The sequence below is a fragment of the Bartonella grahamii ATCC 700132 genome, from assembly GCF_000518085.1.
Lineage (GTDB): Bacteria > Pseudomonadota > Alphaproteobacteria > Rhizobiales > Rhizobiaceae > Bartonella > Bartonella grahamii.
The window spans coordinates 1-17543 of the sequence record NZ_JACX01000015.1 but is presented as its reverse complement, the minus strand read 5'-3'; the positions used below and the strand labels follow the sequence as shown (position 1 = coordinate 17543).

Here is a 17543-nt window from a genome sequence, read left to right as displayed (position 1 = left end):
CATAAAATCGTTTTCAAAGGCACTTCAAAGGCGATAGAGTGCCGTTGTAAAGTGAGAGGTACAATTTATCATCTTATACAAAAAAAGCCTCTCTCAAGCCGTTTTTTTAAAGATTGCTTTTTGGCTTAAAAACATTATATCATTGAATGTAAGGTGTGAGCCAGTTTTGCCAGGACGGTTTTACCGGATCTGCGAGGAGTTGACCGCCCTCCACGCCTTCTCTTTTCTCACGCATCGACTCTCTTCACAAAAGCCAACATGGTTTTTCTCAAGTCGTTTTTTAAAGATTGCTTTTAAACTTTTAAACTGTTACTTCTATCCACGAGGCGTGAGCCAGTTATACCAGGACGGTTTTACCGGATCTGCGAGGAGTTGACCGCCCTCCACGCCTTCTCATTTTCCTCGCCTCTTTTCCGTTAAGAACACAAGACTTTCTTCCTGTTGTTTTCTTTACAACAACCTCTCGCTCTTTTTTTCAGCCGCATCCAATAAGCGTCCAATTTCTCTAGAGCTTTTTTTATGCATGGAGGTCAACCACCATTCTTGTTTGCTTGCCACAAATTTAACCGCTAAACGCCACCATACCCCATCATTTTCACCCAAAAACACAACGCTCGGTACACCTTTTCGTCTGATAACGCCATGGGGGCGGATGAGTGTTTGAATAGCGCCTCGAAAATCATCCAAGTGAAGAGAACGCGCTTGATGCTCTAACAAAATATGTTTCACACTGTCTGAGGATAAGCGAATAAGAGAATTTTCCGCTGCAAAAACATCACCCACCTTTTGTGGTATAGGTGCAATGGGTATAAACCCGCGAGGCATACGTCCTTCAAACATGGCTTCCAAAAGCGGCGAACCCACAATATCTTCAATGGCAATACGCTTGTCATTGTCCTCCATTACAGAGACTTTATCACTCAAAAATCGGCTTAAATTTTGCGCACGATGTTTCCCAGGGTTCAAATGCCAACCAGGATCAATCCCCTTTGGTATCTTCTCTACTTTCCCCGTCCGTTTATTGTGCCAAACCTGCTTTTCAACATGAAGTAGCTCTGCCCCCTCTTCATAGCCTAAATTGTCCGCCTCATAGCGGCTTACTTGTCGCACACTGCATTTACACCGCCAACCATTGGGTGGATAAAGCCAATCCCAAACCGGATCATCAACGGGTGCGGTAAACCCCACCCAACTTTCATGTTCTAAACGCTTATGTTCTGAACTCGACAAAGCATAGGTGAGATAGGGCAAAAATTCTTTATTATTTTGTGTGCGCTCCCATTCCCCTGCCGCATGGGCACTCATGGTATTAGCCCAATAGACCGTTTCTAAACGCCGTGGGCTGCCCAATTGCACCACGCTCTTTTCACCCGTTTTCGGGTCAATGCTGGTCTTTTTACCCCACCAACCCTTTTCCTGTAAAATCGGCATCAAATTTTTTTGAAACTCTTGGAAAGGAACTTGATGTTTTATGGCTTCTCCAACCGCTCGCTTAAAATCATCCAAAATGTCATAGCCCACCGATTTTGCTACCGTAAAGGAAAAAGCATGTTCTTCTGGTGCTATATCCCGCCAATCAAAGCTTGGAACAAGTGCCTTGGCTTCAAAATAACGGGTGACCTCTTTAGGGGCGGTTTTAAAAAGTTCCTCATCCATGATACCCAAGCCCACGTGCAATCATTTGCACCTTTGCCAAACGTGCGGCTAATGCGTGATGATCCATCTCGCCCAACAATTCATCTAAGCCTTTGAGGATATCCTCATAACTTTTTGCTTCTCTCACAAGCTTTTTAAAAGGCTCTAAAAGGGGTTCTAAATCCTCTTCCCAGTCACTTAAAGCTTCTTCAGAAAGTCGGTCCAATTCGTCGTGATATTTCCCACCATGCTTTTTTTCACCCTTGCTCTCTCTTGTCACAGAAACATCAAAAGCACCCCCACAATCAGCACAAACATGAGCCTTTTGTTTACCCTCACCATCCTCTTGTCCCCTCTCATCATCAAGCGCATTATCAGGAGCCTTTAAAACATCTTCTTCTTTTGTTGGTTGCGAAAAGCCAATCTTATTGCGCACTTCTTGCGCCCCAACACGCAAACCTAAAGGCACGAGTTTTTCCAGCGCATCACTAATCGCTTTAATATCTTCATTTTCCGAAATCGGCCAATAGACAAGGGGGGTGCGCTCTTGGCGCCCAAAATTAATCTCAACAAAAGGTACAATCAAATCACGATTGGCCGTCAATGCCAATTGCCGTGCATCAGCTCTGGCAATATCATGGCGCACATTTTCATGAATGCGCGCTTGCGAAAAGGACGCACCATCATCCGTCGTCATCGTTTGTCCCAACACACCCTTTGAAATCTGCCGATCTAAATATTCGGCTTTTGCGGCAAAAACCGCATTGCCACTGCCTCCCGCTGCTTCAATAAATTCAATCTCCATCTCTTTGGGAATGATCGCTGCCGCATCACTGGATAAATCACGCACCGCTTGAATGAGAACCCGCCGTTCCTCATGAGAAGAGCTCGCACCATATTTGCCCACGCGCAACGGCATGCCGTAAACTTCTAAAAATGCCATCCAATCTTTTAAGGTATAAGACTTGAAGAGAAATGCCCAAGCTGCAAGGCGTGCAAGCCCCGTGCGGATAGGTAAACCACTTTTTAACTTTGGGCGATGAATGGAAAATTTATAAGCAGGCAACTCAATACCATAATGAGACCCCTCTTCTTTTAAACGCAAATGAAAACCATCCCGCCGGTCTAATTGAAAAAACCGCTGGTCACGCCATTTCCAAGCAACCGGCCACCACTCTTTGGCACTCTTGTCCCATAAGGTTTCAACAATCGCATAGCCTTTTCCCAAAGCATCTAACAAATCCGTCACATAATCATCAACAAAAGTAGGTGCACTAATCACTTCTCGAACAGCATCCGCTATCTTTTTGTCCTGTGCACTGTTGCTTGCTGCAATCACTCCAGGCTCCACCCCTGTGAGAGCATTTTTACGCATGCCAAGCACAGCACGATAATGCAAATCACGCTCTTCCATATCATCGGCAAGTTGGAAAAACTGCTCTGGATGACCCCGTGCTGCCTGTTGTAAAATATCAGCAAGTTGCGCAGGGGTGAGACCACTGACAATGGTTTGTGACCACACATCACGAACACCATTAATGGTAGGGCTTGCGACTTCTCTCTCCAACCCTTTGATATTAAGCGCCCTGCCCCACTGATCTAAAAGTTTTACCATCTCATCATCCCATCAATAAATCTTTGATCGCATTGTTGAAAAAAAAGGCGTTGAAAAGAGTGAGCTTTCATCAAAACGATAAGCCTCTCTCACAGGTGTATAATCATAAATTTCAGGCGTCTGGCGGCTGGCAAAATAAGCCAAAGCGCAAGCAATCGCGCTATCACCATGACGCATAAAACCATCACTGCCTTTAAAACGATGATTGTCTGGAATTTTCACAATGCCATTGACATAAGCAAGCGCTTGATGATCGGCAACAATGTCACTATCACGCGGCAAAACAATGGACCCATCCCCAAAAGCTTCCAAATAAGCCGGCATTTCTTTGCCATACCAACTTTGCGACAATTGCACTTCCCTCACACAAGCCCCATAACGCTGTGCTGCTTTTTCCGCTAAATAAGCCCCATTGCCCCGTGCATCCAAAGCGCCCCCCAACAAACGCGGCAAGCCATTCACCACATAAAATAAAATCTCTCTTTGTTGATCAAACGGCGTATTGCGCAATTCCACCATAAACCGGACACGGCGCACCAGATCTTGCCCAATTTCCATCACCACAATGGATGTCGTATCGCCACTGCGCGCAAAATCAACGCCAAAAACATGTTGGCGCCGTCGGTCAAGCTCAATATGAAGAGGTTTTAAGCGCCCCTCACACCAATTAAAAGCAGCTTGACTTCGTTGATAATCCGATTGATTTTTAAAATTATCCACACAAGCAAAACGCAACACCGCAATATCAGGCGCGCAACAATTTTCAATCTGTAAGCGTGTTAAAGCCGCTCCTTCTTGATCGGCTGGTATGGCATCTAATTCTTGGCGCATAGCAGCCAAACGCACCCCATAAGAGGCACGAATTTGCTCTTCCCATTGTTGCTCAGACGCTAAACTCCACACCTCGCCCTTCATAGCACAAACTCGTTTAAACAAGCCATTTTTAACAGCGACACCAAAGGGGTAACAATGCACCGAAAAAGGCACTTTGCCTGCGCGCGCCTCACGGATCAATTCATTGAAAGGGTTTAAAACACCGTTATGGGTGGAGATCACACGGATCTTGCCTCCCCAAATCAACAAAGCATTGACCGCATCCAAAACAGAGCGCACATCTTGATGAAAAGCAGCCTCATCAATCACCACAATGCCTTGTAGACCACGAATGTTTTCAGGGCGGCTAGAAAGCGCCTCAATCCGAAAACCTGAAGCAAAACGCACTCGATAAGCAGAGATATATTTTGTTGACCCATCCCCCCTTTGATCAGAGAATAAAAATTCCTCCACATCCCCACTATTACGAGTGATTGCCCTTGCAAAATTGCTCACATAACCAATAAATTCACGTCCCTTTTCTTTGGTGTCTCCAATATAAAAAACATTATCGCCACCAGCTTCACGCGTTGCTGCCGCAATAAGAGTATCATCCAAAGCTTCCGCAAAAGTAATGCCGGTCCGCCGCCCCTTTTCAACCAATTTTAATGGGGACTTATCTTCAATCCATGCGCGTTGATGCGCCATCAAAACACCTTCCGCTAAAGGATCTTGCTCTTGAGGGAAAGTACTCGCCTGCCAAATATCAAAACCACTTTGATGATCAAAGACATGACTTTTTGAGAGGGGCTGTTCAGCCATTTTTCACCCCCAACACTTGCGCACGAATAGCGCGCGCTGTCTCTTCTGAGAGCCCCGCCGCGACTGCTGCCATCTCAACCGCTTTATTTGCTTTAGAGGCAAAATCCTTTTCCAACTTTTGCCGCCTCGTGGTCGACAAATGTTCAGCCGCCAAAACCCCTTTGAGCGCATTGGCCAATTCTTGTGCCGCTTTTGGCGAAAGGTTTTTCCCACTGCTTAACGTGGAAAAAATCAGTTCTTTAATCGCCGCTGCCGTCAAAAGAGTAATATTGTCAGAAGCTTTGGCATCAAAACGCTTGGAAAGGCTTGCGGCAATTTCCCGCGTCTGTTCTAGGCGCCTTGACATCACTGCTAAACGCAAAGAATAACGATTAAAACTGGAAAAAGAGGGTATAGAAAAGCTTAAACCTGTTTCCTTTTGTAGAGCCTTCAAAGCCGCTTTAAACTCACCATAAATAGCCATTTGTGTCTTCTCACGCCCATTTAAAGCCTCAGCAGCCGCAGCAATAATCTGATCACAAGCTTGCGGCAATAAATCAATCGCCGTTAAACGTCCACGCCCGACCTTGCGCATCCTTCACCTCGTATTTTATTGATGAACGTTTAGGCCGCTTAATCCCCTCAATGGAAAAGCTCCGGTCTAAATGACGCGCTCCCCGTTCTGTTAACGCCGCAAGAAAAACTGAACCCACCTGTTTTAATGTAACAGCACCTTGATCTTCCATAAAAGCCAGTTCATTATGCACAAAATCGCGATCGCGTCTGATGCCATAACTGTATAAAAGCCGCTCGATCATCGCACTCGATAAAGTTTCACTGCGCTCACAAGCAAGCCCTTTTAAAATAATTAACCGCGCTTCTTCACGGATAATTTTATCCATATCTGCTTTCATTTCTTGGCATTCTCCAGTAAAAACTCTTGCAAGCGCTCACCAATGGCTGCCACCGGTTGCAATTGCGCAGAAAGCGTGTTGATACGACCATTCAAACGTTCCATATTCACTTCTAATCTTTGCATCGCATCGCGATCAGGCAAAAAGTCCATCTCCGTTTCTAACTTTTGCACACGCTCTTTAAGCACTGTCATGTCTTTCAGCATTTCCCGCGCACCTGAAGAAAAATAGGCTCTCAAAACCCCACAAATCGCAATAACCGATAACAATAAAGACAACCAGCCATTCGCAACACTGATATCCAAGTTCACTTGAACCCCCCCTCTCTTTTGCCTAAAATCGCCCACTCCACAGATTTTCTGCGTTGTTCACAAATCAATAAAGCAGCACGATCACGCCCCCAATAATGCACCACTTCGCGCGCATTCAAAGCACGCTCTGGCAGTAAAGCTGGGCGGGCACACGCCATGCGAACAACAGGCGGCAATTCAACCGATAAAAAATGATACGCAAAACTATCCCTTGGCTTGGTTGTTGAGCAAGCGCACACGCTCAAGCCCAATACCACAGCCAGTAGTTGGCAATGCTGCATTGACCTCCTCCATTTTCACAAGCTTTTGTTCCAAAGCCGAAATTACCCCTTGCGCTTGATGCTCAGCTTCAAACGCTGCTTGCCTTTGTCGCTCCATCTCAAGCTGTGCGCGTGCAGAAGCCTTGGCAATCTCCAACTGCCAGTACAAATCACGCGCTCTTTCCGCCTTTAAAACTTGCGCTTTCATAAAGCCAAAAGCCGCCAACATCACACTTGCCAAAAACAACAAACCAAAAGACAGTTTTGAAAGTGGGCTAAACATTGCGCTTATCTCCCCACCCCGTTATCTCCACCCCATCATAGGAGCTGCTACGCCGCTTATGGGAATGTTTCCTATTGGAAAAATCCAACGAACCAAAACCACGATGCACACCCAAATTGCCAACAATAATCGCCACCATCGAAGGAATAGAAATGCCTGCCATATCAACAATATGCGGTGCTCCCCACAAGCCACCAGAAACGAGCAAAAAAATAACCCCCCAAGCAAACCAAAAGGACCACCATAAATAGAGCCTAGAACCACGATAAGACGGTTTCATACCTTCACCTCGCATGAAAGCTCCAAAAGCTTTTTAGCTCGATTAAGATACGTCAACCGTTGCACAAGACCGTTTTTCCCCCCATTAATTGCTCTAGTAATTCTGAGTAAATCATCTTGGTCAGCAAGCCTATTTAAGCCTCTCGTCTGCCAAAACCAAACAGCAGACCAAAGAGCAGCTGGAAACTGTTCCACCACTTCTGGAAATGCTTCACAATCAACCGCCTGATCATCTACTGAGCGCCAAAACTTCGTAAAACGGCGATAATTATTGCGCCCCGTTAATTGGATCAAACCACGCCCCTTAAAGCGCACACCATCACCAGGAGTGACATTGCCTAAATCACGCCGTCCTTCATAAGCGCGCCCTGAGGCATATTCACGCAGGGTAAAAAAGCCATCACTCTCATGGGCACATTGGCTTAAAAAATGCGCAACACGTAAATGTGTCGTGATCGCACCATAAGACAAAGCTTCAGGCAACACGCGTGCCATTTCAACAATAATAAAATCTTGGCGCGCATGATGCGTCAGTTTAGGCGCAAGTTGATGAAGAAAAGAGGCATCTATTGAAATCATAACAAACCACTCAATGAATAAAAATCCATTCGCAGTTTATGAAATCTCACGTCCCCAATATAAGACTGACACTGTCAGTCAAAACTCTCAATACTCATAAAACTCTGGAAATAATAAACCTTGTGGTTCTTTTGAAGAAATTTTCTTCTTCAAGCGATAGGCTGTACGCACATGCATACCAGAAACAGCAGCCGCAGTATCCACCGACCAACCTTTTTGCAACGCTTGCACCATTTTTTGCCGCCGTTCAGCATCTCTACCAAGGGGGATAAGAAGGCGCACACCAGAACCATTAAAACAAAAATGGTTGATGAGTTGCTGCGCCTCTTCAAACCCAACAATTTCAATCAACCAATCCGCATTCTCAAGACGCCCAGGTATATAAACTTCTCGTCCGCCAAAAGCACGCATCATATTCCATGCCGCTTCACTGCCCGCAACATCAGCTATTTCACGCAATAAGGCAGGAAAATCGCTATAGACTTCCTCGTGCATGCATGCTTACCCCTCGCTTTTAACACTTTTACGGATTTTCCGCCCCCAAACATTCATCACTTCTCTAAAGTCGCCCCCATCCATCTCGCCCAAAGCTTTACCACTTAACGCCATAACACTTTGATGAAAAGCTTCCACATCAAACACAGCATCGGGATTCAAACGCTTCCATTGGGCACACAAAATCAAATATCCTGGCATTTTCTGCCATGAATCTTGAATCTTTTTTCCTTTCCAGTCAACCCCACCCTCACGCTGCAACCAACCTTTCAACGCCTCAATAGCTCTGCATGCATCATCGCTATCGCGTAAAAAACGAATATGATCAATCCCCGTCTGTCTTTTCACAAAGGCAAGCAATGCTTTGTCTGAACGATCACGAATAATGCCAAGATTCCACCCAGCAATCCAGAGCGCCTGGAGCTTCTTAGCATATTTACCCTCTAAACGCTTCACATTCGGCTCAAAACCACACGCTTTCATTTCAGCGACGACTAAACGTTTCTCTAAAAAATCCAAATCTTTCGCCGATTGCTTGCCTGTCAAGCGATAGAGCAGTGCGCGATAGGTCTCATCATCAAGACCTAACGCGCGTTTTCCCATATGAAGGACAGCTAAAGACATGTCACCCCCTCACGTCTTCGCCAGATCAATGGTCACAGCACGCCAAGCGCTTTCTAATGTATCGCGCTCATAAAAACGCACATATTCCTTAGATGTCGTCACACGGATCGCTTCACGGATCGCCCGCATAGCCTCATTCCAGCGTGGATCATCAATATCCAAACGCAACAGCATAAAGATCTCCCCCCGATTCACCTTGCCTTCTTTATCCGTATTAAAAGCACGCGTAATAATCGCGCGGATTTCGGGGCGCGCATCGGCAGACCACTCATTCAAACATTCATCAAGAAGGCTTTTGGCAATTTGCAATTGCGGTCCAAAATCAAAACTCTCCTGAACTTGCACCTTAATACGCTGCAAACCATCAAAGCTTGTATAAGTACAATTGCCCTTTTTGCCACGCCGCTCCACACCATATTCTTGCGCAAGCAAGCTATCAAAAGCACCCAAATCTGCAATCGTATGGTTGTTAAAACGTGCAATCCTTGCCGATAACTCTTTGGCAAATCCCATAATTTTACGCACCGTTTCATCTTCCAATAAATCCGCAGGGCGGATCAAGCTTACCGGCACCAAAGCCCCTTTCGCATCCTTCATATAATGCGTTCCTTCAAGTTCAATTTGTGGATTCATCACCAACTTCCTCCTTATGTTTTTTGAAAACGACGAAACGGCACAACATCCCCTGAAGAAGGCGCACATCCCGCTTTCAATTGCCAACGACACCGCATAAGCTCATGACCTAAAATGTGGTTATAGCCCGCTAGGCGGCGCAAATACTCATTTAATTCTCGAACATCTTGTCCATGCAAAAAAATCCCATTCACTTCATGTTTTAACAAGGCAGAGCGCAAAGCAATCAAGCTATCTCTCACCATATAAGGGTTCCGTTCCATCATTTTCCGCCTCCAAAATCCATATAAATCACACGATTGCTCTTATCTTCATCTCGATGAGAGTCTTCACACTCAGCCAAAACTTCTGCAACTTCAGCTTCCAAAACCGCATCCGCCTCCCCCAAACGGTGAACACTCAACTCCAATTCAAGCAATAACGCCAAATCAACACACAATTTAAGCTTTTCTCCAATATCAAAACCGCATTGATAATCGTCATAAAGACCAACAAGCGTATCGGATAATTCTTTGTCACATAAAGGGATCATGCCAATTCCTCCACGTCACGGTTTTTCCATGCCGCTTTGACATGTTTCAGGGTCACCTCACACCCATCTCCAAGCGCTGCCATGCGTGCCAACATCATGGTTTTGTCAATTTGCCGCAAAGCTCCAGCCTTTAAGCCTATCCCTGTCAGAAACTTTATCGCCCCAACATCCTCAATCCCCCAATCATGAATGCGCGCAGCAATATCCTCACTATAGGGCTTGCGCCGTTTCAAATGCATCGCCAATCGGCTTTTAATTTGCGCATAAGAGGGACCATTTTGACGGTGAACCAACCGCCCCGAGATCTCATCATTCCCAACCAAAGCGAGCCCCGTGCCATTGATATCAACAAAATGGCGCAACTGATTAATCGCCTCATCCGTTAAATTTTGCGCCTCATCAACGATCAACAACGTGCCACTGCCCACACGCTCTAACTTTTTGCCAATCGCACGCGTTAAGCGGGTGGGATTATATTCCACCACTTCCAATTCTGCTGCCATATCATTCAAAATACCGTGAACACTGCGCGTATGCGGGCTGGCTGTCACCAGATAAACATGCGGGCGGGTAGAGCGATAATGGCGGCAAGTTTCGGTCTTGCCACTGCCCGCATCAAGCGTAATCATCACCATATCCCCCGTGCTTTGTGCCAGCGTTAAAGTATCAATAATCTCACTGGCTATACGATTCCTCTGAAAGGCTGGCTTTTCAGGGATCTTCTCCAAAAAACCCGCCGTTTCCTTTAAAACCTCAACCCATTGTTGAACCTTCGCATTTTGCTTACCCAATTGCCCCGCATAACTGCCAGCATACCATTGCGAAAACGTCCCATCCGGCATCCCTATGCGCCGCGCCACCTCTGCTTTCGACCAATCATTCATTTGTCCCAAAGCTCTGACTGAATCCACAAGCTCATTCCATAAAGCAATGTCATCACTGTTGCGGTTTTGTGCTGTTCCATTGGGCTGGATTTTTGGTCGCGCCCAAGGATTTTTATCGACCGTTGCATTTATCGCGTTTTTCATCTATAATCTCCCTCTCGTATTGATCTAGATTCTTATGGATTTTAGATTTTATTGAATGGGTAGGCTCCCACCTACCCATTTTTGTTACTCTAAAGCCGTACGCGATACTAAAACGGCTAACCTTATAAATTCCCCTCTCTTTCTTACACATCGGGGAACTTGCTAACTTCACGCTCCTCGCCCGATTAAGGCAAAGGCACCTGAAAATTTAATTGTATTGATTTAAACTTTTAAAGGATTAAGACTTCTCCCCCCCTTTCTTTGTTAACGCTTCAAGCTGGTACGCGATACAAAACCAGCTTCCTTTTGAGAATTCTTACAAATCCCCCCTCTTTCCTTTCCTATCGTTTAGGAAACTTGATCACCTCACGCCCCTCATCAGAGGCCGAAAGCTTTCTCAAAGCTTTATGCAAATGCGTGCTAAATTCTTGGCTCTCCAAAACCTCATCATCGTCTGCTGTCAAAGCTAAATTCCCCACATGGTTTGGCATCAAGCGGCTCACCTTTGGCTTTATCGGAAGTTTAGATTTCAACGCTTCATCTTTTTTCTCAAGGCGCCCATAAACATCGGCCAAGTGATCAGGCGCAAGCTTTGCCGCCAGCTGTTTTTCTGCTTTAACAGCCTTCACATATTCTTTACGCAAACGCCCATTCAAGCGCGCCGCATGCTGGTCATAAAAGCCCACATCGCAAAGGCAAGGTGCCAAACAAAGCAACCGATTGTTCAAATCATAAACCCGTAAATCTTGGTGCAAATTATCCGGATCAAAACGTACAATCACCTTTTGCCCCGCATACTGGTTAAGTTCACGCGCCCAATAACGATTGCCATAAAAATGGATCTCGCCCGTACCCTTTTGCGCACGCAATGCCTCAGAGGTTAAAAGCCATAAAGCCCGTTGTGCTGCCGTTGCTTGCCGAACTATCGTCCCCTCGGCTTGCAAACTCTCAGTAAAGGTCTCATCAAAACTGCGCCCCGCACAATTAACCGCCTTACGCCCCGCTTGCGCATTATGCGCCACAATTTGCGCACCAACATGGGCTTTAAACGCTTCAAATTCTATCGCGCGCTTGCCATAATCTTCAGGCTTGGCATCCGGTTTATTGCCCGTATAAGCCCCTGCACAAAAGGGATGTTTGGAAATCGCTTCTGCCAGATCACGCCATGCCCGCTCAATCGGTTTAGACTGTCCGCTATAAGGTGTGGTCCATTGCAATTGCACACCCAAACTCGTCAAAAGCCCCTGCGGATCATCCGGCTTAATCTTAAAACGAAAACGGTTTTGCACACCTCCAGAAATCCACTTGCTGGTAAAAGCACGCCCATTATCCAAGGTCATACGCTCCGGTATCCCATAAGCCTCCACCATGTCCCCAATCACCAAACGAACGATTTCCCAAGTCTCAGCATCCGATAAGCGCCACGATAAAATCTTGCCCGAATAAAGATCTTGAATGGCAATCAGATAAAGCCGCACAGGCTTCTCTCCCCAAGGAACACGCACAAAAACATCCAGCTTATGTCCATCCATATTCACCGCTTGCAGTGCATGCAGGCTTGAGCGATCACGCCGTTGTGCCGGATAAAGCTTTTTTGCCTTTTCTTCTCCCTCACGTGCTAAAACCACAACCGCTTTGGAAACTTGCGCCTTAAAACGACGCCGCAAAGCCCGCTCAGAAGGAATGGGCGCCCAACCCCGCTCCTGCGCCACAGAAACCATGCGCCGATAACACGCCGAAAAAGCAGGGCGAGAGGGGCGCAAATAATCCGAACAAAAAACCTCCCACGCCCCCTCATGACACGGCGCAAATTGCGAAACATTCTCCTCACCATAACAAGGTGCAAGCGCTGCCAACCAATCAGGGCGTTCATAGCCTTCAACCATCTGCCGCCAATTAAAAAGCGACATCCGGCTCACACCAAATTGCATCGCACACAAACTTGCCGCATCATGCACACCCATACCGGCATGGAGCAAATCATCCATAAAGCAAAGTGCCTTCAAACGCTCTTCACAGCGCCTTTTATGCGCCTTTGAAAGCCCCTCATAACGCACCCAAATACTTGCCTTTTGCTCCCCTTGCGTTTGTTTCACATCAACACCCACTCCAGAGCGCACCAACAATGCCGCCCGTGAAACCTCCGGCAATAAGGAAATGTGATACTCCCAAACCGGCTTGGTTTTACCTAATGTTTGGCGAAACAATTGTGTATTCAAACGCCATTTCTTAAGCGCAAGATTGTTGAGACCGATCTTTGTTTTCGGCAACCCTGGCAAAGCTGCCTCAGCCAATTCGGCAATACGAAACCACTCCTTCATGGCTGCCCCCTTTTAATGCGAACCGGCGTTGCGCGCATGGCTTTCAATCGCGCTGCAATCTCCCGCTGTTCCTGCTGCAACCTTGCAATTTCTGCTAACCGCGCCTCATCCCCTTGCAACAGCAACAATCCATCTTCACTCACCACCTCATCCCAGAGCCAAAATGCCTCTGTCGCCCGCACAAATGCCTTAAACCGCGGCAGGGAAATATCCACCTGCTTACTTTCCGCAACATAAGCATCCAAACTGGCCTTACTTAAACACCCAATCCCTAAATAATGCGCCATACGCTCCGCAATCACACTGCGCTCATGCCGGCATTCTCTCAAAGCCCGCGCCATCGCACGCTTAATGCGTGAGCGAAACCGCCCTAAATCAATCTGCGCAACGGGTTCACGACAAGGAAAAACCGGCTTTTGGAAAAAATCAAGCTGCCCGCAACCATGCCTCCTCATGCCTGCTCCTCCCCTTGTTCTCTTGCAAGATAATCACAAAACCGCGCCTTTGTCTGCGCATCCGCCCTCTGCCACACCCCTAATAACTGCGCAAAAATCCGTTCCTGCTCATTAATTTGCGGAGGTGTATTAACTCCATTGACCAAATCAACAGCCCGCCGTAAATCCCCCTCAACCTGTTGTAAAGCAATCGCCACCCGCCGTTGCGCAACCGGCTCCATCTTTGCTAATTTCAATAACTGCGCTTGATTATCCGCCAATGCTGTCCCCCGCAAAACAGAGCGCAACTCCGGCTGTAAATGCTGAGCAATGTTGTTGAGACGTCTTACTGATTTTGAAGACAAACCAATGCGGTCCGCCACATGTTCGGCAAAAGATAAAACTGTTCCTTTTTCACCTTTTACCTCTGTTTGAGAAATAGGTGCAAGTTGCACCAATTTCTCAAAATCTGTCTCACCACCGATCAAAGGGACAAGTTGTCCCTTTGATTTTTCATCCCCTTCACACCCAGTTTCATGGTGCTCTGAAGAACCATCTTTTGGCAAAGGGACAACTTGTCCCTTTGCCACTTTGTCCTTTGTATATTGATTACCATGGTCACCACCAACCTTAATTTCCCCATATTTCTTTTCCCACAATTCGCGGTAAGTCTGGACAAAAAGCGCACGGTCAATAACAGACAACTCATTACGAAAGAGGTTTTCCGCTACTTCTAAAAGCGCAGCATTATCCTTATCAGCCTGCACCACAACCGCATCAATGTCACTATAGCCCAAAAGCTCAGCAGCACGAAGCCGGTGCGCACCAGCTATAAGCGTATAATTGCCCTCTTTCGCATTAGGGGTATGGCGCACCGTAATCGGGTTCATTAACCCTTCTCGTGCCATCGATTGCGCAAGCGCCTTGGCATGCTCATCATCAACAGGGCGTATACGCTCCGGTACAACAATCAAATCTAAAGCAAGCTTTTGAAACTGTGCCATCACGCTGCCGCCTTTCTGATCTCTTTAAAGAATAAATCCATCGCACGCCCTGCCCATCTTCGATAAGCTTTTGCAAAAACGGGTTCTTCCAAACGCCGGTTAATTGTACGCAAAGAGCGAGCAACAGCAGTGCGTTCACGCTCTTGCATGGCAACAAGCCGCCGCCGCGGTACCTCAAACTGATAATGCAAGATATGAATAACAATCTGTCGTGCTAACGCCGCATCAAATAAGCCATGCGGAGGGTCAATAATATACCGGATCGGCAGATGCTTAAATCCACTACTCACGGCTTTTAAAGAACAGGAAAGCATAGCTTCCAAACGTTCAACTTCTGAATAAGGATTAACGATATCGCTTCTGGCATCTGGGGTCCATAAATTACAAGCAGCAACCATAACCACCCCCTATAAAAACAATATGACCACCATCTAATCGCCAAAACCAACTCATGCAAACGGCTGTTCTATGATGCAACTCTCTGCAATTTATCTTGCCCATTTCGTATTGATCTTTAGACATTGATAAACCTTTTCATCTTATGGTAATAAATTCATGGCAAATGCGCAAAAGCGCAAAGCCGTGTAACGAAATTCAAGCAGCATTCCCACGCAAAGCAGAATGCGCACGCGAATCTGTGTTGGCATGTTTTGCTGCTTTAAAAATGCGACGGCGACTTTTGGGGTAGCGGTCGCTAAAAACCTGCTCGACGGGCAAACCGATAAAATCGGCAATAGCGCGTTCAGCTTTCTCGTTGGTCCGTGTCCAGATATGTTGAACACTGGATGACGGTAGTTGATAAGCTTTCGCGAGCTCCGCCAAGGTCATATTACGGCGGCGTAGCTCAGCTAAAATACTATGGCGATCCCATACTTGAATGCATGTTTGGGTGGTTGTCATAACTTCGCTCCTGCTTTAAACGGATGCTCCCACATCCGTTTTTTGTGGGGTTAATTGTAAAATATCTGCCCTCTATATCGGGCGGTAATATGTAGTTAATTCATTTTTTATGCTTTGTAAACATAAAAAATGAATTTATGAGGTATTTTTTGGCACGTCCCGATTCAGAACCAAAAACACCATTGGCAAAACGCCTACGTGAAATAAGAAAAATGCTTGGAAATGAAGAACGCGGCGCTTTTGCAAAAACTCTTGATTTAGCGAAAGGTACGCTCGCAAATTATGAGCTCGGTGTAAATGAACCACCAGCATCTATCGTAATTGCCTATCATAAAATTTATGGCGTAGACTTTCATTGGCTTCTCACTGGTGAAGGTGAAATGTTTAGTGACATGGCAAAAGCGAAAGCAGCTGGTTTTAAAGCGCCTACCATTCCTACTGGACTCATGAAAAAGCTCGGTCGCATAGCTTATACAACCTATCGCGATGCTAAAATAAAACTCCCCCCTGAAGATATAGCGGAACTCGCGGCGGAACTTTATAAAAAACTGCAAGAGCTTGTTCAAGACATCAACGACATGGAAGAGGTCGAAGCGACTTTCTCTCTTCTTAAAATTCATTTAAAGCGTCAAATAGAGGCTGAAAGAGTACATCTAGAAACTACACAAGATACGGCTTAATGCTACTCTAAAATCAATGGGGGAATCTCTTTACGTTTTAAAATCCTGTAATTTAAAACAAATCTCAATATAAATAAGGAGCATTTTTGGCACGCCCCGAACTAGAACCTAAAACACCATTAGCAAAACGCCTACGTGAAATAAGACGAATCCTCGGAAACGAAGAACGCGGTGCTTTTGCCAAATCTCTTAATTTGGCAAAAAATACGCTTGCAAATTATGAGCTTGGTATAAATGAGCCACCAGCATCTATCGCAATTGCCTATCACAAAATTTATGGCGTAGACTTTCATTGGCTTCTCACTGGTGAAGGCGAAATGTTTAGTGACATGGCAAAAGCGAAAGCAGCTGGTTTTAAACCACAAACTATCCCTACTGGTCTCATGAAAAAGCTCGGTCGCATAGCTTATACAACCTATCGCGATGCAAATATAAAACTCCCCCCTGAAGATATAGCGGAATTAGCGGCAGAGCTTTGTATAAAGTTGCAAGAGCTTGTTCAAGACATCAACGACACGGAAGAGGTCGAGCTCACCTTGCCTCTTTTAAAATTGCATTTAAAGCGTCAAATAGAGGCTGAAAATGCACATCCAGAAACTAAATAAGATACGCCTTAATGCCCCTTTAAAATCAAAAATCGATATGAAAATCTTTTTACATTAAAAAAATAATATAACTATTTGATTAATAAGTATATATTGCCTCTAAAAATAGATAATCATCAATAGGTGAAAATCTTTTTTGCTTTTTTGGTCATTTTTGGTTGATTTTGGAGTGAGCTTCACAATTTACCGAATTTTTTTCACCGGGTCTTCAAAGGCGGTTTTCTGGGCTTTCACAGACTTTTCAAAATTTTTCACAGGGTTTTCAAAGACCTTTCAAAGCCTTCTCTCATTTTTACCATGAAAACGCACTTTTTTCTGATTTTCGCTAATTTTCGCAATTTTAGGTGTCAAAATCTATTTTGACAAAACGCGCATTTAATGGTAAAAAATAACCATAAAAACAACAAATTACCACGTATTCCTAACTAATCCCACCTAATCCCACTTAGTATAAAACCTAGTGTCAAACTACACTTGTGTAGCTTGCCAGCAGGTTTTGTATAATTTGCCACTAGGTTTTGTACCAATTTATTTTTTCTCAAAGAGTTTTAAAGATGTTCTCAAAGGGTCTTCAAATGCCTTTCAAAGGGTATTTAAAGCTCCCTTTAACGCATTTTTCTGCTCCTATTTTTCCAAATCACTAAAGCGTGTAAAATCCGATTGAAATGCCAGTGGGACGATTCCTGTCGGACCATGGCGTTGTTTTGCTATAATAACCTCAGCTTTGCCCTTGGCTTGCTCCATTGCCTCTTGCCATTTGCTATACTCAGCAGTGCCTTCTTTGGGTTCTTCATTTT

General features: G+C 45.5%; 25 protein-coding genes. 2 read left to right on the top strand and 23 right to left on the bottom strand.

The features are described 5' to 3' along the window. Positions 1–450 precede the first annotated feature (450 nt). The 22 genes from U736_RS0106100 to U736_RS0106000 all read right to left on the bottom strand — a co-directional run bounded on the left by U736_RS0106100 (position 451) and on the right by U736_RS0106000 (position 15461). Positions 451–1656 (bottom strand): phage head morphogenesis protein, encoded by a 1206-nt coding sequence (locus U736_RS0106100; protein WP_026500472.1) that lies wholly within the window; start codon positions 1654–1656, stop codon positions 451–453. After that, entirely contained in the window at positions 1649–3250 is a 1602-nt protein-coding gene (locus U736_RS0106095) for a DUF935 domain-containing protein (protein WP_026500471.1), read from the bottom strand. The genes U736_RS0106100 and U736_RS0106095 overlap by 8 nt, the downstream gene beginning before the upstream one ends. Positions 3251–3262: 12 nt before the next feature. Continuing rightward, complete coding sequence (locus tag U736_RS0106090) at positions 3263–4885, bottom strand: hypothetical protein (protein ID WP_026500470.1); 1623 nt, start codon at positions 4883–4885, stop codon at positions 3263–3265. Then, complete coding sequence (locus tag U736_RS0106085; protein ID WP_026500469.1) at positions 4878–5459, bottom strand: phage protein Gp27 family protein; 582 nt, start codon at positions 5457–5459, stop codon at positions 4878–4880. The genes U736_RS0106090 and U736_RS0106085 overlap by 8 nt, the downstream gene beginning before the upstream one ends. Next, positions 5422–5778 carry a VpaChn25_0724 family phage protein gene (locus U736_RS0106080; RefSeq protein ID WP_026500468.1) on the bottom strand — a complete coding sequence of 119 codons (357 nt, stop codon included), beginning with the start codon at positions 5776–5778 and terminating at the stop codon, positions 5422–5424. Before U736_RS0106080 ends, U736_RS0106085 begins: the two co-directional genes overlap by 38 nt. Further along, positions 5775–6089, bottom strand: coding sequence for a DUF2730 family protein (locus tag U736_RS0106075; protein ID WP_026500467.1), 315 nt, complete (start codon positions 6087–6089; stop codon positions 5775–5777). Before U736_RS0106075 ends, U736_RS0106080 begins: the two co-directional genes overlap by 4 nt. Then, a complete protein-coding gene (locus U736_RS0106070) occupies positions 6086–6247 on the bottom strand; it encodes a hypothetical protein (protein WP_245256880.1) in 162 nt (53 codons plus the stop codon). The genes U736_RS0106075 and U736_RS0106070 overlap by 4 nt, the downstream gene beginning before the upstream one ends. A 46-nt stretch (positions 6248–6293) precedes the next feature. After that, a complete protein-coding gene (locus tag U736_RS0106065) occupies positions 6294–6632 on the bottom strand; it encodes a hypothetical protein (RefSeq protein ID WP_026500465.1) in 339 nt (112 codons plus the stop codon). Then, on the bottom strand, positions 6625–6912 hold the full coding sequence (locus U736_RS0106060) for a hypothetical protein (RefSeq protein ID WP_026500464.1): 288 nt from the start codon (positions 6910–6912) through the stop codon (positions 6625–6627). The genes U736_RS0106065 and U736_RS0106060 overlap by 8 nt, the downstream gene beginning before the upstream one ends. Next, entirely contained in the window at positions 6909–7490 is a 582-nt protein-coding gene (locus U736_RS0106055; protein WP_026500463.1) for a glycoside hydrolase family 19 protein, read from the bottom strand. Before U736_RS0106055 ends, U736_RS0106060 begins: the two co-directional genes overlap by 4 nt. 87 nt (positions 7491–7577) lie before the next feature. After that, complete coding sequence (locus U736_RS0106050; protein WP_026500462.1) at positions 7578–7985, bottom strand: helix-turn-helix domain-containing protein; 408 nt, start codon at positions 7983–7985, stop codon at positions 7578–7580. A gap of 6 nt (positions 7986–7991) precedes the next feature. Beyond that, positions 7992–8609 carry a regulatory protein GemA gene (locus U736_RS0106045; protein WP_026500461.1) on the bottom strand — a complete coding sequence of 206 codons (618 nt, stop codon included), beginning with the start codon at positions 8607–8609 and terminating at the stop codon, positions 7992–7994. Between the two features lie 9 nt (positions 8610–8618). Further along, complete coding sequence (locus tag U736_RS0106040; RefSeq protein ID WP_026500460.1) at positions 8619–9242, bottom strand: DUF3164 family protein; 624 nt, start codon at positions 9240–9242, stop codon at positions 8619–8621. A gap of 14 nt (positions 9243–9256) precedes the next feature. Beyond that, entirely contained in the window at positions 9257–9508 is a 252-nt protein-coding gene (locus U736_RS11030) for a hypothetical protein (protein ID WP_244596086.1), read from the bottom strand. Next, positions 9505–9774: a hypothetical protein gene (locus U736_RS0106030; RefSeq protein WP_026500459.1), complete on the bottom strand. Its 270-nt coding sequence runs from the start codon at positions 9772–9774 to the stop codon at positions 9505–9507. Before U736_RS0106030 ends, U736_RS11030 begins: the two co-directional genes overlap by 4 nt. After that, entirely contained in the window at positions 9771–10802 is a 1032-nt protein-coding gene (locus U736_RS0106025; RefSeq protein ID WP_026500458.1) for an AAA family ATPase, read from the bottom strand. Before U736_RS0106025 ends, U736_RS0106030 begins: the two co-directional genes overlap by 4 nt. Before the next feature lie 341 nt (positions 10803–11143). Further along, complete coding sequence (locus U736_RS0106020) at positions 11144–13123, bottom strand: transposase domain-containing protein (protein WP_026500457.1); 1980 nt, start codon at positions 13121–13123, stop codon at positions 11144–11146. Next, positions 13120–13578: a hypothetical protein gene (locus U736_RS0106015; protein ID WP_026500456.1), complete on the bottom strand. Its 459-nt coding sequence runs from the start codon at positions 13576–13578 to the stop codon at positions 13120–13122. The genes U736_RS0106020 and U736_RS0106015 overlap by 4 nt, the downstream gene beginning before the upstream one ends. Then, positions 13575–14561: a ParB/RepB/Spo0J family partition protein gene (locus tag U736_RS0106010; RefSeq protein ID WP_026500455.1), complete on the bottom strand. Its 987-nt coding sequence runs from the start codon at positions 14559–14561 to the stop codon at positions 13575–13577. Before U736_RS0106010 ends, U736_RS0106015 begins: the two co-directional genes overlap by 4 nt. After that, positions 14561–14959 (bottom strand): hypothetical protein, encoded by a 399-nt coding sequence (locus U736_RS0106005; protein ID WP_026500454.1) that lies wholly within the window; start codon positions 14957–14959, stop codon positions 14561–14563. Before U736_RS0106005 ends, U736_RS0106010 begins: the two co-directional genes overlap by 1 nt. Further along, positions 14943–15083 (bottom strand): hypothetical protein, encoded by a 141-nt coding sequence (locus tag U736_RS12555; RefSeq protein WP_169728636.1) that lies wholly within the window; start codon positions 15081–15083, stop codon positions 14943–14945. The genes U736_RS0106005 and U736_RS12555 overlap by 17 nt, the downstream gene beginning before the upstream one ends. Positions 15084–15155: 72 nt before the next feature. Further along, positions 15156–15461: a helix-turn-helix domain-containing protein gene (locus U736_RS0106000; RefSeq protein ID WP_026500453.1), complete on the bottom strand. Its 306-nt coding sequence runs from the start codon at positions 15459–15461 to the stop codon at positions 15156–15158. Positions 15462–15610: 149 nt separating this feature from the next. Between U736_RS0106000 and U736_RS0105995 the strand changes: the two genes are divergently transcribed. Both U736_RS0105995 and U736_RS0105990 read left to right on the top strand, forming a co-directional pair. Further along, entirely contained in the window at positions 15611–16141 is a 531-nt protein-coding gene (locus tag U736_RS0105995) for a helix-turn-helix domain-containing protein (protein WP_026500452.1), read from the top strand. Positions 16142–16227: 86 nt separating this feature from the next. Next, complete coding sequence (locus U736_RS0105990; RefSeq protein ID WP_026500451.1) at positions 16228–16746, top strand: helix-turn-helix domain-containing protein; 519 nt, start codon at positions 16228–16230, stop codon at positions 16744–16746. Positions 16747–17370: 624 nt separating this feature from the next. Here U736_RS0105990 and U736_RS11860 read toward each other — a convergent pair. Further along, positions 17371–17543 (bottom strand): DnaB-like helicase C-terminal domain-containing protein (locus tag U736_RS11860; protein ID WP_280939966.1); only part of this gene is annotated, 173 nt, incomplete at its 5' end.